This is a genomic window from Vibrio sp. Scap24, assembly GCF_013394185.1.
Classification (GTDB): Bacteria; Pseudomonadota; Gammaproteobacteria; order Enterobacterales; family Vibrionaceae; genus Vibrio; species Vibrio pomeroyi.
The window spans coordinates 255,166-272,752 of the sequence record NZ_CP041333.1 but is presented as its reverse complement, the minus strand read 5'-3'; the positions used below and the strand labels follow the sequence as shown (position 1 = coordinate 272,752).

Below are 17,587 nucleotides of genomic sequence, written 5' to 3'. Positions count from 1 at the left end.
TTTTGAGCCTGTCACGTATCAGATATGTTTTTTCGACTAGCATAAAGTAAGTACATCGAAACGAAACTGAAAGGTGACATCATGATTAAGTCGAAGCTGAAAGCACTTGTGTTGGCGAGCAGTCTCTTTATCTCACACCAATTACTGGCTACGGAAAACTACAATACCGATATTCCGCCAAGCATTATGACGCCGGATACGGTGCAAACCAGCATCGGTGAGCTGAACTTTAAAGATGGTGCACCAACGGCTGAAACTGCGCAAAAGCTGTATGACAACCTAGATACGCTTCGCTCAACAGAGGTGTTCCTCAATGCGATTCCAATGGCTTCGGTTGAAGCACTGCGCGTTGGTCATACTGAGATTGGTTCAACTTCATCAAACCAAGTGGTGGTGTTTGATAACTTGATGGATTCGAATCCGTTATTTCTAACCGGTAACACCGACACCGTTTATGCTTCAGTTTTCCTCGACCTTGAGAAAGATGGTCCGACCGTCATTGAAATACCAGAAGGTATGGGACCAACGACGGTGAACGATGCGTTTTTCCGCTTTGTTACCGACCTAGGCATCGTTGGGCCAGATAAAGGCAAAGGCGGTAAGTACCTGATTCTTCCTCCGGGCTACGAAGGCGAAGTACCTGAAGGCTATTTTGTTTCACAATCCACCAGCTACACCAACTGGTTCATTGCTCGCGGGTTCTTGAAAGACGGTAAGACCGATGCCGCGGTAAAAGCCTATAAAGAGAAACTTAAGATCTACCCACTAGCGAAGAAAGATGACCAACCAAAAATGGAGTTCATCTCGGGTAGTGGCAAGTCGTTCAATACCATTCATGCTAACGATGAGCACTTCTACACAGAGATTAAAACCGTGCTAGATAAAGAGCCGATTTCATTCATCGACCCTGAGCTGCGTGGATTAATGTCGAGCATTGGCATTCAAAAGAACAAGCCTTTTGCGCCTGATGAGCGCATGAAAAAGCTAATGAAAGATGGTGTCGCGATTGGTAACGCAACGGCAAGATCTCTGTACTTCCAGCCAAGAGACAAGAAAGCTTACATCTATGAAGACCGTCTATGGAAAACGGCGTTTATCGGCAAAGATTACCAATGGTTAGTCGACAAAGGTGAAGGTGGACGCAACCTAGATGCACGCTCTTACTTCTTCTATGTAGCGACAGTGAATACACCCGCGATGGCTTTGAAGCTTATCGAAAAGGGCTCTCAATACGCGCTGCTTGATCAAGCGAAAGACGGTGAATACTTCGATGGTGGCAAGCACTACAAATTGAATATTCCGGCGAATGTTCCGGCTAAGAACTTCTGGTCTATTGTGGCTTACGACACGCAAACACGTTCAGAGCTGCAAACCAGCCAACCGCTGCCAAGTAAGAATAATCAGCGCGATGATTTTATCGAAAACAAAGATGGTTCGGTTGATCTGTACTTTGGCCCTACCGCTCCAAAAGGCAAAGAAGCGAACTGGATTGAAACGGTACCAGGTAAAGGTTGGTTCACGATTCTAAGACTCTACGGTCCTCAAGAAGCTTGGTATGACCAAACATGGAAGCCAAGCGATATTGAAGAAGTTAAGCTGTAACACTCAGTAGGTTCAATCGACATCTGCAGCTAATAACTAAAACGCGCCTTCATCGGCGCGTTTTTTGTTGTTGTCATCTATATGACCAATAGCTTTCTAAGCTCTCACTTAAGATCTGTTCAATGCGTTTGACTATCGGGTGCTGATAACAAGCACGGTGATACTGAATACCAACATCAAACGTCACTGCTTCGCCATTGAATAGCACAGGCCGTTTGCTGAGTCCACTTGGGATAGAAGCCAAATCCATATCAAAGCCAACGTACACATACTGACTTACTTGAACACATTCCAACGCGGAGGAGACCGATGCAACGGTCAGCTTTTGTTGCAACACCAAGCCTGTGCGTTTTTTTAGGCGTTCATAATAGGAGTTAGCATCCAATGATCCCATCGAAACACGCACCGTATCAAAGCTTTCTAACTGGTTGAGGTCGATGGCTTCGTTTTTGGCTAGAGGATGTGTATCAGACACATAAGCAAACAGCTCTAACGACCCCACTTTACGCTCTACAATACGGTCGTTGAGTTCATTTGGGTAACCCGACACACCAATCGCCAAGGTGCCCGCCTTCGGAAACTCAACCCCATCTAACGACCAGTCCATCATCGATATTTTTGGCTTTGATTCTTCACTTGTTAAACCTTTCAATAAGGGAACGGTAAACAATGTGCTCAACGGGTTGGCGGCATGAAAAACATATTCAATGTTCGAATCGGTACCAATAAACGACTGCGATATTTGCTGCGCTTGCTCTAGCTTTTCTAAAGGCTCTTTCACCACCAGCATCAGTTGAGTGGTGAATAAGGTCGGCGCATAAACACCTTTGGTTGCAATGAATAGCTCATTAGCAAACAAGTCTCGACAATCCGAAAGGTGACGATTAAACGTTGCACGGCTGATATCCAAAATATGGCACACCTTCGCCTGAGACTGTTGCTCATAAAGCAAATCCAAAAATCGATACAGATTTAAGTCGATTGTGTTTTTCAAATGCCCTACCTCATTTCCATGCTATGTCGACCTTTGTTCAGTATGAACGTGAACCAAATAAACCTTCAACACTCTATGCTATAAGTTTGTTGTCAGTAGCGTTTTTTACAGACGTTATCTAAACACCACTGCCCACCAAACTCCAAAGTCGAGCAAATCTGTCAATTATCTTCCGTTGCGGAATCATACATCCACTCGTCAAAATTAGACCTTACAAAGAATAATGCATTTACCTTAATCTCTTTTTGTGAAATTTATTTACCTCAAAAGATTACATTATAGATTTAATTTCTCCATTTCATTTCAATTAGAGACAAAAAGACAAAATTTTTCTCCGGTGACCTACTTATACTGTGCCACGTCATTAAGGCGCTACAAGCCTATGATTTAAAATAATTATTAATGAGTAGTCACCATGAATTCGAAGTCGCTAACTATCTTGCTTTTTGTCTCTGTTTGCTTAATTTGGGGAACCACTTGGTTCGCTATGGAAGTGGCATTGCATTCTATCCCACCTATTTTTGCCACTGCATTGCGCTTTTTACTGGCCGCACCGTTGCTTGCGGTATTGGCGAAAGTGTTCAACCAACCTCTGCTTTTTCCTAAGGGTAAACGTCAATGGCTGCTGATTGTGGCACTGATGTATTTTGCTATTCCGTTCACTTTGATGATCTACGGTGAGCAATACATCTCTTCTGGTTTGGCGTCGATCATCTTTGCAAACATGCCAGTAGCAGTGATGCTGATGTCGGGTTTGTTCCTCGGCCTGCGCTTAGCAAAGCATCAGATATTCGGTCTGATTACTGCTGTTGTGAGCCTGTGTTTAATCCTTGGTAACGAAATGCAGATGGGTGGCGATGACTACCTTATCGGCACGGTTTGCTTAGGCCTTGCGGTTGCGATTCACGCGGTGATGTATGTGTTGGTGCAAAAGCACTGTAAAGGAATCGAAGTACTGACTTACAATGCTGTACCGAGCTTAATTGCTTCTCTATTCTTGTTCGCAGTTTCAGCGATGGGTGAAAGCGTTAATGTTGAATCCTTCACTTGGGATTCAATCTCAGCCGTGGTTTATCTAGGCTTTGTAGCGAGTGTTGGCGGTATTGTGGCTTACTTCAAATTAGGTCAGGTTTCGACTCCGTTCCAAGCATCTATCTGTTTCCTAATCTTCCCAGTGGTTGCACTACTGATCTCATGCTACATCAATGGTGAAGTCCTCTCTGAACAGTCACTGGTTATGATGATTCCGCTGCTTTGTGGCATCTTGCTGACCAAGGCACCTAAGGGCATCTTCAAGCTACGCTCTTCGCTGAAAACAGCGAGCAGCAACTAAGCTCTGCGTTTATTCATCCTAGAAGCTTGTAACGAGCTTCTAGGGTTTTATTCTATTGTTGGTACTTAAACTTCTGCTTCACTTCCTCTGCACATGCTCTAGTTTGTTTCGTCACTCATAGCTAATCACACCAAGCGAATGACTTAAAAGTCACTATCGACTACATTAGAATCAGCTGAGCAGCGACTGTTACCGTTATCTACACAGCACTCACTCCAACAAAGGAATGTCATGAGAACTCCCATTAAACACGTTCGTCTTATTAAGGGTCAGCCCTGTCGCGCAGCGGAGCTATCTAACAGTGATGACACGTTCTTAGAACCACACAGACATGAGTATTGGGAGTTGGTGTGGTGCGTGGATGACCTCGGTAACCAGAGTATTGATTTCGTTGATTACGACAACAAAGTCGGACGTATTTTTACCATTGCTCCGGGTCAGGTTCACCGATCTGAACTGGTGGGAGAAAATGCTCGTTTACTGGTGTTTACCCCAGGCTTTGTCAAAACCAACCATCGCAACACACAGCTGGTCGATACCGTTTTTGCCATGCATCAAAGTCGCCCGCCCTATTTGGACTGCAACGAAGAAGGCAACCGCTACCTGCTGCCTATTTTCACCATGATCAAAGAAGAGTGCGAGCGAGAGAACAGCGACTGGGATTTAGTGGAGTCTCTCGTTAATAGTTTTTTGCGCTACATATTGCGCTTCGCAACCCAGTCCTCGTTAAAAGGCGAAGTGCGTGACAGCCGAGTAAACAAGGTGGTCGATTTAATTGAGCAGCATTACACCACCAACAAGCATTGCGATTTTTATTCGCAAGCGCTGTCGATAACCAATAAACGCATCAACGAAATCGTCAAGGCTGACAAAGGCAAAACCGTGACTCAATTAATTCACGACCGAATCATCTTAGAAGCGAATCGAGAATTGATCTTTTCAACCAAGACCATCAAAACCATCGCTTTTGAACTGGGCTTCGAAGATCCTGCCTATTTCAGCCGTTTTTATCGCGGTCAGATGAACGAGTCACCCGCAGAGTTTCGAGCTAGATGTGCAGATAGTGCAATATAACACGCAGATCATCCCTTTTTAGAATCCAGTTAAGTTCCGATAATGCTCGCTCTTTATTATATCCACTTTGGTTACATCCAATTTGTTGGGAGCTTACTCAAATGGCCATCAACCTAAAAACCGATCCAATATCTAAATCCTTTTATCAATACCTTTGGCCTGCGCTAACCGGCATGGTGATCAAGTCTCTTTTCATCATGGGAGACGCTTGGTTCGTAGGGCACGGTGTTGGCCCAGACGGGCTCGGTGCTATCGCGTTAACCATCCCTGCTTTCTCTATATTCACTGCCATCGCGATGATGGTGGGTATTGGTGGCGCTGCGCTTATGTCGATCGAAGTCGGCAAAGGTAATGTGTCTTCAGGACAAACTCTGTTTAGCCAATCCATGCTGGTTACCGCTCTGTTTAGTACCATTACTGTAACTGCCGCCTTGTTTTGGTTAGATGAAATGGTGGTGTTGATGGGCGCGACGGGTTACATGGCTGAACTCGCTCACGATTACCTATCCGTCATGTTGCCATTCTTTGTTTTGTATTCATTGGCATGGGTCATGTCGTGCTTTGTGCGTAACGATACCAACCCGAAACTGGCGACGTATGCTATGTCGATCGGCGCTGTGGTTAACCTTGTATTGGACTACTTCTTCGTCTTGGATTTTGGTTGGGGCATGAAAGGGGCAGCCTACGGTACAGCCATCTCACAAGTCGTGATCGCCTGCATTTTATTGAGCCACTTCGTACGTAAACAAGGTACCTTAGAGCTGAGCTTAAAAGGGATTGGTTTCAATAAAGTACCAAGTATCCTCAAGATCGGCACCCCGACCTTCTTCATCGAAGTGACGGCGGCAATGACCATTTTGTTGTTCAACTATGTGTTACTTCATCAATTCGGTGAGAACCACATTATTGCTTACGGCTTAACAGCAAATGTAGGTGTATTTGCCCTGTTTGTGATGGTCGGAATCGCACAAGCTTGCCAGCCAATCATCAGCTTTAATCATGGTGCAAGCCAACCTAAACGTGTCGATGAAATCTTCCGTCTTGGGCTAAAAAGCGCAGTAGGCAGTGCCTTAGTCTTTATGGTTTTGGTGTATCTGTTTGCACCGAAAATCGCTGCCTTTTATTTGGGTGCCTCAAGTGACTTGATTGGGCTTTCAGCAACAGCGTTAACCTTCTTCTTCTTTGCAGTACCACTGATGGGAGTCAACTTGGTGATCGCCAACCTGTTTCAGGCAACGGCTAAACCTAAGCAAGCAACACTGATATCTCTTGGACGAGGCTTTGTATTCGTCGCATTAGGCATCATCATTTTGCCAAAGCTGTTCCCAGAACAAGGGATTTGGGCGAGCATCTTATTTGCAGAAACCGTCACTGCGATATTCAGCCTAAGTATGCTGCGAGCCTACAAGAAGCGTTTCTCGGGTTCGTTAGAAGAGCAAGCAGCTTAGAGCGTTACGCTTTTGCCAGCACATACAAAAAAGCTCCAATATCGCTATTGGAGCTTTTTATTTATCTCGTCAGAGCTATTCCGGCTTAGCGCCAGCTAAACACTCGTACTTCGTTGCCCTCTTCAGGCTTCTTAGGAATGTTTAAAGATAGCGCTAAAGAAACCGCCGCCATCGCCGCACCAATGTAGAAAACCGTTGCAGGGGACGATAACCAGATCACACCAAACGCGACTGGAATAACAACTGCGGCGATATGGTTGATGGTGAAAGACACACCTGCGGTTGATGCCATGTCTGCTGGGTCTGCAATTTTTTGGAAGTAAGTTTTAATCGCTAACGCCAAAGCAAAGAACAGATGATCGACCACGTACAGTGCAGCCGCCCACTCAGCGCTTTGCACCAAGCCATAACCAACAAACACACCGATCAAACCAACATATTCGAAGATCAACGCCTTGCGCTCACCCACCACACCGATGAATCGTCCAATACGTTTCGCGAACAAGAAGTTAAACAGGTAATTCACTAAGAACAGTAACGTGACATCGGCAGCAGAGTAACCGAACTTTTCTACCATCAAGAAGCCCGCAAACACGGTGAAGATCTGTCTTCTCGCGCCACTCATAAACGTCAGTGCGTAGTAGAGCCAGTAACGCTTCCTTAGCACCAATTTCTTATTTTGTTGGGTCTTGGTTTGAAACTCAGGGAAACCAAAGGTCATCACCAATACTAAAATGAAACCGATGCCTCCGGTAATGCCATATACCCAAGCGAAATCGAGTTTTAGCTGTTCTAACATCACCCAAATAGATCCATAGGTGAGAAGAGAGGCAAGTGCACCCACCGAGATCATTTTGCCTAGCATCTCTGGCGCTTCTTCTTTGCTTAGCCATTGCAGTGACAAAGATTGCTTCAGCGTTTCAAAATAGTGGAAACCCGTCGACATCAAAATAGTGGTAAGCAAAAGGCCTGTCAGTGAAGGGAATAAACCAGTAATCGCCGTGCCCACGGTCAGCATCGCTAGCGATATCAACATGAAGCGTTGCTCACGGATGAAAGCTAAAACAAACACCACAGTAAACGCTAAAAAGCCGGGTATCTCACGAACACTTTGCAGCAAGCCTATATCGGCACCGTCAAAGTTCGCTTTCTCAATCACGAAATTATTAAGCAGAGCCATCCAGCTCGAAAACGCGATAGGTACAACAATAGAAATCAGTAATAAAAAGTTTTGCGGCGTTTTCCAGCTCGCGGGTGATGCTCTCATAGCAGCCAAATCCTAAATAGTAATCTAGTATCATACTCCGGTTTTATGGTGATTAACAAACGATTAACTTTTGTTTTCTCATGTTCAGACAGCCCGAAAATGCATATGACAAGAAGGTATAAACAGGAGGAATGAGTGGTTATGTATAGAGAGAAGGATGAAATGAAAAAGGAGGAATAAGAAGGGAGAAACTCTCCCTTCATTAAGGCAATTAGCCGTTAAAGACCTTTATAAAAAGTTAACCACTCCCCACGCTCTAAACCGCTCACGTGGACTCCAGAGATACCACTAGAGGTCGTTGCGTTCGTCGGTAAGAATGACAGATTTACGTTTTTAAATTGATCGGAGATTTCACTTTCCGTGCCCGTTTGAGAAAGAATGTAACCCAAGTTTGTTGAGCTCCAGCTAGAGTTACCCCTGTCTTCCCACTTTTTGAGGAGTTCTTTTGTCACCAATTGGCTACCAACCTTGAGAGCTGGGCCGCTGATATTGCGGAACTGGTAGTAGTCAGCGCCTGAAGACGTTAACGCGATTACCTTCTCAGACAACACATATAAAGATTTGATGCCATTGCTACTCAACGACTCTTTGGCCAGTAAGGTTCTCGTCTGGTTATCTACGATATAAAGAGAATTCGCGGTTGTAATAGCACTGGTTTTTCCATCACGAGATGTCGCTATCTTGCTAATTTCAGCATCAACGACCAGTTCTCCAAGTACGGTTTGTTGTATTGAATTAGACACCCACTCAACCTTATTGCTATCCAGCCCCAACAATATCTGCTGGTTTACAACAATATTGGCTGTTTTGAGATTTAACTTATCAATAGTCATCTTAGTGGAAAGGTTAGAGGTATCGATAATTTCTGCGGCTAAATTGCTGTTTGAGAAGTAGTTCTTATAGACAATCAAGGCTTCACTTTCGTCATAAGATGGCATGACTTGCGGCGAAGAAGCTTTCAACGCATGGCTCCAGCTTTTCATATCAAGCTTATTAGCACTTAACGATTTGAGTTCTTGCTGTGAGTATAGCGAGCTTCCAGTATTTTTAATCGCCAACAACGAGCCGCTTTGTAACAGAGGGATCACTGCTGCAAAGTTATCGTTAATGCACGACTCACTCGATTTAGGCTGAACCGCAGGGTTAGGTTTTGGTATGGGTGGAAGCGTGCCTCCACTGCGACTGCTGTATGTATCAATCGCAAAAGCTTTGACGCCGACATTGTTGTTATTCGAACCATTGAGACTCGTGAGGAAAACACCATTAGCGCCTTGGCTATTACAAATATCACTCGCTGTCGGTGAAACGTAAGCTGTCGGCTTATAAACTTTGTAAGCCTGAACACCATTTAACGCTGGCACTAACTGGATTATTTCATTTGCATCTACCGTAGTTTCCCCACCGCCAGTACCACTTCCATGATCGCCACCGTGGTCATCGTCATCATCATCATCGTCGTCGTCATCATCGTCGTGTGAACGAATGCTAACCAAATCAGAAGCCGTTTGAGATGCTGGGTCACCATTGATTGTCACCGGTTTATTGCGTGACGAACTATCAATCTGCATAACCACATCGTCCGCCGTTACGAACACTATCTGGCTGTTCGCAGGATTCAACGCAATAGACTTAGCAGCATATAATTCTGGTACTGACTGAGAGCCTCTTACCACTAATGAATTTTCTATTTGCAAGTGTCTCGACACCGCTCCAGCAACATCAATCGCCGATAAATCCAGAGTTTTATGTTCGATCATCAGATCTAACGCGTGAGCAATATTTGTATAGGAAGATTGTTTACCGTCCGTTTGCGCTTTTTTCAAAGAAGTTAGCAACAAATCAGATAAATCTTTTGGTCCATAGGTAGTATCAAGCACACTGAAATTGATGCCAACATGATCCCCTAATTTACTCTGAAGTGATGCTTTTGCTTGTTCAACATCATTGCTTACGCCGGGGTTAAACATCATCTCGCTATGAATCAAAGTCGTGAAGGGTGTCACCAATTCCATGCTGGGAGAAGCGGTTAAAATTGCACCATCATATTGCCTCTGTTTAGCGTACCCAGAAACCTCTTCAAGCTGTTTTTCTTGGTCACTGCATACGCCATTCAGATCTGCATCAGCACATACTAATGAACCTTGATAGGCATAGCCTGAGGCAGGCGTTCCAACAGAGCTATTCCCGTCTGAACCTCCCCCACATCCAGCGACCATTAAGACACTAGAGATAGCTAGTGACAATTTGCATATTAAAAATTTATTGTGCATTTTTTCGACCGATTCACCTAGTTTATTATTGGATTGATAGTATTTTATTTTGCTATTAAATCACTTAACGAAATAAAAGATCAAATGATATTGATAATTACTATCATTTAAATTAATATCCTCCGCCTTTCCTATGGGTAATTTATAAATTATTTGGAGTTCAGGTGGTCAGGAATCCATACAAATTAATGAGTGTTTCACTCGTTTCCACAATGCTCATTGCTTGTGGCGGAGCAGAGTCAGATCCGAAGCTTAAACAGTCACAAACTCAGCCAAATTCTCAGAATGTTTCGGGGATCGCTTTGGATGGTTATTTACACAATGCGAAGGTTTGTTTCGACAAAAACAGCAATGCCATGTGTGACTCTGCTGATGGAGAGATTGCCACTACGGACGCCGAAGGAAGATTTCAGCTAGACGTCGACAATGATGTCACGCAATACCCAATATTGGTCGAAGCAGTTGCAGGTGTCACCATCGATATGGATTCACCGAATCAACCTATCGAATCTGGATTTACGTTAGAAGTGCCTAACAACAATTCGGACGTAATCAGCCCTGTGACATCTCTCATTGCCAGTGTGTCGAGAACCAGTGGAATCAGCTTTGATGAAGCAACTCAGCTTGTGGCCGATGACTTAGGTATCGATACACATCTGGCAGTTAGTGATTACTCAGCCTCGAATTCAACCAAAAGCCGCGAGCTACACATGTTTGCGCGCGGCGTTACTCGCGTACTTCAAGAAGCACAAATAGCGTCTGTCGATGCTGGTATCGACCAAGTCAATGCTCGTAAAGGTGCAATGTACAAACTGGCCGAGCTTGATTTGGCAGAGTTTAAAACCAAGACCGATTTACTGTCTCATGGCGCATCTGGAACCGACAATGCTTTGAAACAACTGGGTAAGGAATACCGAGATCAACTCAAAGTTTCCCAAGAAGACGTTGATGGCAATGACATCATCACTAGACCGCCAGCGCCTAAACATGGTCAGGTCAATGACGCCTCAGACACCTTCAATTGGCAGTTTGTTCGTGGCTTCAACCAAAACACAGATTACGAATATTCATTGGATTCAGGTAAGACGTGGACAACCGTGATTCGTAAACCGATTGTTGTAGGAAAGCTAGCGTTCGAAAAAGGAACCGTTCAAGTTCGGGTTGCTGCGTCTAACGTTCGCAATACTCCTGCCGGAAAGCCTATGCTCTCAGACACAGCATTCACGTTAACGACTGTGCCTGCTGCTCCAGCTTGGATTACGGTGAATAACGCAATCAATCAATTTGATTGGGCATTGGTCGATTCATTTAATGAACTGGATCTTTATGAATATTCATTGGACAACGGTTCAAGCTGGACAAAGGCAACTGAAAAGCCACAGAACATTCAAGATCTGGATATTCCTCTTGGACACTTAAAAGTTCGTGTCGCTAAAAATGACTCTCTAGGTCACCCAACCGGCTTAAGTGCAATGTCAGAGAAGCCGATGACAGTAACACCAGCCCAACCAGCAAAACCGGTGTTGGAATTTGCTAACGACAGCACGAATCAAATCAACTGGCTTTGGGTCACTGGATACAATGCGCCATCTTTCTACGAAATTAATCTAGGTAGCGGTTGGAAGGACGTAACCTCACTGCCGTACCTGGTTGGTAATGTGTCACTTCCTGCAAACTCGATTTCGGTTCGCGTTAAGTCAAATGCATTGGATGCTCGCCCTGCAGGTATTCCGTTGGTTATCAGCTCGGCATTCACTCGCTCAGAAAATCAGCCTGTAGCACCCACCTCACCGATTGTTGACGATGCAGAAAACACATTCGCATGGACGAACGTTGAAGGATTCACGGGGAGTGATTCCTACGAATACTCTCTCGATAGAGGCATTACTTTTACTCCTGTGACTAGCAACCCACAAGCTATCCCCGATGAGATGCTTACCAAAGGACAAGTCTGTGTACGGGTGAAAGCAGAATCGGATCCTCTACATGATCCTGGCGAAGCGCTATGTTCAGACAAGAGCTACTCTGTGACTCCTAGTATGCCTGCCGCACCAACATCACCAATCACTCATGATGGTTTAGATACATTCGACTGGACGTTCGTAACTGGCTTTTCAGAAGCAACGGATTACGAGATCAGTGTACTCAACGCAGGTTGGGTTGTGGTTACCCAAAAACCATACCAGTTAAACGACCAAGCCTACGCTATTGACTCAATTCAAGTGCGTGTTAAGCGAGACCCAATTACCGGTCGCCCTAGCAGTTCAGAGTTGACCAACGATGTCGCGTTTACCGTTCGTCCGTCAGCACCAAGCGCCCCGACGGATCTGGTGGTTAACGACATCGACAACACACTCGATTGGACATACTTCGGCGATTTCACTCAGCCCGAGCACTTCGAAGTCACACTCGACTCCGGTTCAACTTGGACAAAAGTCACCACGAAGCCTGTTGTGATTGGTAATGTCGACAAGAACATCGCTGAAGTGCAATTACGAGTAAGTGCAAACCCTAACAATGGTATGCCTCATGGCGCGTCAGCATTGACAGCACAAGCCTTCACCAAAGTGTTTGAGATTCCAGCACCAACATCGCCTGAGATTACCAACACTTTCACAGGCTCAAACCCAATCAAGACCAATGGTTTTGAGTGGGACTACTTAACTGCCAACGTTGATGGCCAATCTGTTCGCTTTGATGAAGCCGAACACTATGAGTTCACCAACGACAAAGGCCTGACCTGGCAACCTGTTGTTTCGATTCCTCAATTTATTGGCCCAGAAGCGTACGACAAGGCCAATGTCGGTGTTCGACTAAAAGAGAATGCGAAACAAGGTGTATCAAACTCGATCAGTGACACCCTTTGGGCTACAGCGGCGAGTAGTCGCTTCACGGCATTAAAATTCGTACCGATGAAAACCCGTTCGCAGGCCGCTGGTTTTAATTACGGTGGCTCATGGAATACCTACTCCCTAAATTGTATTGCTGAATACGATGATAAAGGGCAAGGGGAACCGACGTTTTGGGCGGAACGATTCTCTTCAGAAATAGATACTGTATTCGATAAAGTCACACAGCTGGATGATTGTGGTATTGCGGGTTGGACACTTCCAGACACCAGTGAAGTAATCACGTTGTCGCAGAGAGATCCTGCAACACTGCCATCAAATCTAAGAAGTGGTTACTTGGTATCGAATAAGTCAGTGAATGTATTAGCGGATAAAAATGGCGTCGCTGTCACTATCAACAAAGGCCAAGAATCTGTTGAGCAATATTATTCAAAATACGCATACGCTAAATGGCAATTGCCATCAGGTGCAGAGTTACTCACTGGTGTAGATAGCGCGACAACTGAAATAACCACCTTTCTGAGTACACAAGATACGAAGATTAACGCTACGGAGCTTTATTTAGAAACCTGGCTAACCGCCAACCAATCTAAGAGCAAAGGTTACGCTGCATTAGAAACGGAAGCGCAAGCTAAAGTAGTAGAACTGCAGGCTTTGACCCAACCATGGGCAGATGATCTTAAGAATACGCAGCTAAAGCTAAAAGCTCTTGAGTTTCAGGCGTCTGTCGCTCAAAGCCGAACTGATGCGGAAAGCCTTGAATTCATTACCAAAGTAAAAGCATACAAGGAACAGGTCGCTCGATTAGAGCAAAACACAGTTGCGTTAAGCGCATTAGTATCTGGTTCTGAATTTGCTCAAAAATTGGCGTTCTTGCAACAGAAATCCGTCGCCCTAACCAACGCAACCAACACACTCAGTTCAGCCTCACTCGCTAAAGATATTCACCAAGCAAGTTTAGACCTGTACAACGCGATTTCAGATTTGGAACACCAATATGGCTTGGTTAATACGTTCGTAAACGAGCTGAATACCTCGACACAATTGATGGGCTCAAAGTTTGACACTCTTGCCGCTCTGTTCCAGAAGTTTATCAGTGAGATGAACACCACAGCCCAAGCCCACAATCTAGTGCAATCAAAAGTGTTGGCAAAAGACGGACTAAAGCTGGCTAATGACAATGGCTTTAGTGTCTCGCAAGCAGACGCGACCATAAGCAGCCGCTTCGCTAAATTGGATGAGTTAGGTAACTACCTACCGAAAAGCACCACCTACCAACAAGGTTGGAGCTGTGTTGAAGACACCCAAATAGCGGGCAAACGCCGAGTATGGACACTGCTTAAAGACGGCCGACCAAATGGTGCTGACGATCTCGCTTATGACGCTTCAGCATCAGGTGTAGCGAGTGTCTTGGGCAGTAATGGTCTGCTAGAGAGTACTAACAACGCTAACTTATGTGGCTTCAATGATTGGAAGGTACCAGGGCTGTCTCAGCTGTTATCACTACAGACTAAAGCTATCTCGAGTTCAAACTCGACCATCACAATCGATACAGACGCATTCCCTCATCACCGAGGACTGGACCCGGAGTATGACAAATCTAGCTATTACGGTGGCGTGACTTTTTATTACTGGTCGAATCAAGCGAAGGACTCTAAGCAATACGTCACAAACTACAGCTCTGAACGCAGCTACCAAGATGTACGTAGTTCGAAAATCGACGGTACTGAAGATGCTGTCATCTTAGGACGTCTTGTCAGAGAAAAAGCGACCACATACCAGTATCTAGATATGCAAGGGAACGTGGTGGCCGATCGCCAAAATGCCATTTGCGCGCAAGACACTGACAGTAACCTCGTTTGGCAGCTGTTTACCAACGGAGACACTAGCCGTTTCAAGAAATACGTAGAGGTAACGCCTTTAATTTCAACACGAAATACACAAACAGTATGTGGCAAGACGAACTGGCGCTACCCATCGAAAGCAGAGCTATACGGGTTGCTGCCGATCAATGCGAATGTCTTTAAATTTAACGAAGTGACTGGTGGAGGTTATTCCAACCATAGTTCCTATATCACCAGCGACCCCGCTCCTTACGGTCGAGTCCTCGGATTGAATATGACAACCATGGATGAAAGCCAAGTTGGCACTCAAAGTTACGACGGCCGCTACCTATACCGACTCGTTGCCAAATAGGCACTCAAAACACCTTTATTAATGACTACAGCAGCCTCAGCTGAGGCTGCTTTCATCTAGGAAATAACAACATGTTTAACAAGAAAAAGCAGCGCGGCGCGGCCGCTATCGAATACGCAATTCTCGCGGCAGCAATGTCTGTGGTCTTGCTTAATTTTGTAGGCGGCGAAAATGGTGATCTAACCGAAGCCATTACTGGCGCTTACCAAACTGTCGTCGATCAGCTCCGCGAAGCTCAAGAATCAGAATAAGTCCGTTTACCGTAAATTAAAGGAATAGTTATGACTGCCAAGCGACTCATGTTGCTGTCGTTATTTTGCTCGGTGCTCGGATTGTCCGTTTTACTGTTAAGCCAAACCAATAGCGAGTCTGCGACCACCTCTTCTAAACACGCCGCTAAGCAAACGGTTAAAGTGCTGGTTCCAACTCGCACGATTGAGATAGGCCAAGCCTACACTCCAAACTCGTTCCGATGGAAAGAAGTTCCACAGCAAGAGTTGGAGAACTACATCGACCATGTAACGCCGGAAGATATTTCTGCCGACCACACGATGTCAGGGCTAGCACGTACCAAGTTAGTCAAAGACTCAGTGCTATCGAAGACCGATATTACAGAACCTAAAGGTGGCTACTCGCTCTCATTGAAGTTGCAACCGGGCTATCGCGCGATTTCGGTTCCTGTCGATCAAGTCACGTCTAATTCAGGCTTCATTGAACCGGGCGACCGAGTGGATATTCTCCTACTCGGTTCACAAGATGGTGAGCTACTTCGTTACGGCAATTCATCTCAAGGACTGTACGTTACAACGATAGTGCATGATGCAAGAGTCTTGGCATTTAATAACAAGCAAACGGCAGAATCTTATCAAAAGGCTCGGGAATCGAATGGTTTCGAAAATGGTATCCCTGACGACAGCAGTGTCTCTTTAGAAGTGACACCCGAGCAAGCAAACCAAGTGGTACTTGCGAAACAATTAGGAAAGTTAACGCTTGTATTGCGTGGGCAAAACGAGGCTCAAGATCAACCTCAACACGCAAATGCAGTGACGCTGAAAGTCATTTCTCCAGACACAACTCAGGTATTACCTGACGTGGGATTGGTGGAATTTAGAGCCGACAATAAAACGGTTAAAACTAATACTGGAGCTGATAACAATGGCTAATATCTGTCGTTGGTGGGGTGTTCTCCTGCTCTCAAGCCTATGTGTCTCTTTTGCATCTGCAGCATCAACATTTGATGTGACGATCAATGAGGCAAGAATGATTCACTTACCAGAAAAAGCGAAATCCATTTTCATCTCGAGCACCCATATCGCTGATTACCAAACCTTGACCAATACCAAGGTGATGATATTCGGTAAGCGAGCGGGCAGCGCTACGATCACCGTTTTGAATGAACAAGAACGCGTGATTTATACCAACAAGATTCGCGTCACGCATAACAGCCGTGAGTTCAATGAACTGGTTAAAAACAAGTTCCCAGAAGCGTCAGTCAACGCGGAGTCTCTGGGCGGAAAGTTATGGCTTAAAGGTCGTGTTCCCTCTCCTATGATGGCACACAATATCGTAGCGCTAGCGAAAGGCTACTTATCCCCTATTATCGGTTCTACCGAACAACAAGAGAGCTCGAGTTCACAGGAAAACAGTAACAACAGCAGTAATTCAACCAATCAAAATCAGCAGACTCAATCCAATGATGATGAACTGATCAATCAGTTGGTTGTGACCATGCCAAATCAGGTCAACATTCGTGTGAAGATCGCGGAAGTCTCAAGAAATGTGTCCAACAAGTTGGGAGTGAAATGGGGCTCGATCGCAGATGGTGTGGGGCAATTTTCATTTTCAAAGCTGCCTAATGTCAGTAGTTGGGGCAAGCCGAGCATTACTGCTCTGATTGATGCACTTGCAACCAATGGGATGATGTCTGTACTTGCAGAGCCTAACTTGACCGCAATGTCAGGCGAAGATGCCGAGTTCTTGGTGGGTGGACAAGTTCCCTTACCATTGATTACTGCTGATACCACTCAAATCGAATACAAGGATTTCGGCGTAAAGCTGAACTTCACCCCAACCGTGCTCAGCCAAAACCGTATTAGTTTGAAGGTGAACCCTGAAGTTAGCAACGTCTCAATCGAAAGCCAACTAGTCATACACGGGACTAACTTCCCATCGTTTACGACTCGTAGTGCGTCCACCACCATTGAATTGGCCAGTGGGCAGAGCTTTGCTTTGGGTGGGTTATTGAAATCGGAAGACATCGAACAACTGCAGAAAGTCCCGTTGATTGGCGAGGTTCCCGTTCTAGGTTCACTGTTCCGTTCCAGCGAGTTCACTCGCAGAGAAACCGAGCTAATCATCATAGTAACCGCGTATCTGGTGCAACCGACTCGCTCAGATTCAATGCCACTACCAACCGATGGATTAATCCCGTTGAGCGATGTTGAACGATTACTGGCATGGCCAAGTAATCAACAAAAAGCATCAAATAATAAAGCGACTTACACCGACAACCAGAAGCCTCGCTTACTGGGTGACAACGGGTTCTATTACTGAG

At 45.3% G+C, this 17,587-nt stretch carries 11 protein-coding genes; 8 read left to right on the top strand and 3 right to left on the bottom strand.

What is annotated here, in order from left to right; translation table 11 throughout:
- Positions 1-81 precede the first annotated feature (81 nt).
- Positions 82-1,602: a DUF1254 domain-containing protein gene (locus tag FLM53_RS16790; RefSeq protein ID WP_176678923.1), complete on the top strand. Its 1,521-nt coding sequence runs from the start codon at positions 82-84 to the stop codon at positions 1,600-1,602.
- Positions 1,603-1,675: 73 nt separating this feature from the next.
- Here FLM53_RS16790 and FLM53_RS16785 read toward each other — a convergent pair whose 3' ends face one another.
- A complete protein-coding gene (locus FLM53_RS16785; protein WP_176678924.1) occupies positions 1,676-2,596 on the bottom strand; it encodes a LysR family transcriptional regulator in 921 nt (306 codons plus the stop codon).
- Between the two features lie 415 nt (positions 2,597-3,011).
- Here FLM53_RS16785 and FLM53_RS16780 point away from each other — a divergent pair, with 415 nt between their 5' ends.
- The 3 genes from FLM53_RS16780 (at position 3,012) to FLM53_RS16770 (ending at position 6,451) form a co-directional block, all read left to right on the top strand.
- Positions 3,012-3,929, top strand: a complete 918-nt coding sequence (locus tag FLM53_RS16780; protein ID WP_176678925.1) for a DMT family transporter — start codon at positions 3,012-3,014, stop codon at positions 3,927-3,929.
- 231 nt (positions 3,930-4,160) lie between these two features.
- Positions 4,161-5,003, top strand: coding sequence for a helix-turn-helix domain-containing protein (locus FLM53_RS16775; RefSeq protein WP_176678926.1), 843 nt, complete (start codon positions 4,161-4,163; stop codon positions 5,001-5,003).
- A 101-nt stretch (positions 5,004-5,104) separates the two neighbouring features.
- Positions 5,105-6,451 carry an MATE family efflux transporter gene (locus FLM53_RS16770; protein WP_176678927.1) on the top strand — a complete coding sequence of 449 codons (1,347 nt, stop codon included), beginning with the start codon at positions 5,105-5,107 and terminating at the stop codon, positions 6,449-6,451.
- A gap of 85 nt (positions 6,452-6,536) precedes the next feature.
- Here the strand turns inward: FLM53_RS16770 and FLM53_RS16765 are convergent, their stop codons facing one another.
- Together FLM53_RS16765 and FLM53_RS16760 are read right to left on the bottom strand one after the other, a co-directional pair.
- A complete protein-coding gene (locus FLM53_RS16765) occupies positions 6,537-7,718 on the bottom strand; it encodes an MFS transporter (protein ID WP_017631074.1) in 1,182 nt (393 codons plus the stop codon).
- Between the two features lie 218 nt (positions 7,719-7,936).
- The gene (locus tag FLM53_RS16760) at positions 7,937-9,934 is read right to left on the bottom strand and encodes a hypothetical protein (protein ID WP_176680046.1); all 1,998 of its coding nucleotides are present in this window, start codon (positions 9,932-9,934) and stop codon (positions 7,937-7,939) included.
- Positions 9,935-10,176: 242 nt separating this feature from the next.
- On the opposite strand from FLM53_RS16760, the gene FLM53_RS16755 reads away from it, so the two are divergent.
- From FLM53_RS16755 to FLM53_RS16740, 4 genes are all read left to right on the top strand, one after another.
- Positions 10,177-15,033 (top strand): DUF1566 domain-containing protein, encoded by a 4,857-nt coding sequence (locus FLM53_RS16755; protein ID WP_176678928.1) that lies wholly within the window; start codon positions 10,177-10,179, stop codon positions 15,031-15,033.
- A 71-nt stretch (positions 15,034-15,104) separates the two neighbouring features.
- Positions 15,105-15,284: a Flp family type IVb pilin gene (locus tag FLM53_RS16750; RefSeq protein ID WP_017631077.1), complete on the top strand. Its 180-nt coding sequence runs from the start codon at positions 15,105-15,107 to the stop codon at positions 15,282-15,284.
- Between the two features lie 30 nt (positions 15,285-15,314).
- The gene (gene cpaB, locus FLM53_RS16745; RefSeq protein ID WP_176678929.1) at positions 15,315-16,196 is read left to right on the top strand and encodes a Flp pilus assembly protein CpaB; all 882 of its coding nucleotides are present in this window, start codon (positions 15,315-15,317) and stop codon (positions 16,194-16,196) included.
- Positions 16,189-17,586, top strand: coding sequence for a type II and III secretion system protein family protein (locus FLM53_RS16740; RefSeq protein ID WP_176678930.1), 1,398 nt, complete (start codon positions 16,189-16,191; stop codon positions 17,584-17,586). Before cpaB ends, FLM53_RS16740 begins: the two co-directional genes overlap by 8 nt.
- Position 17,587 lies beyond the last annotated feature (1 nt).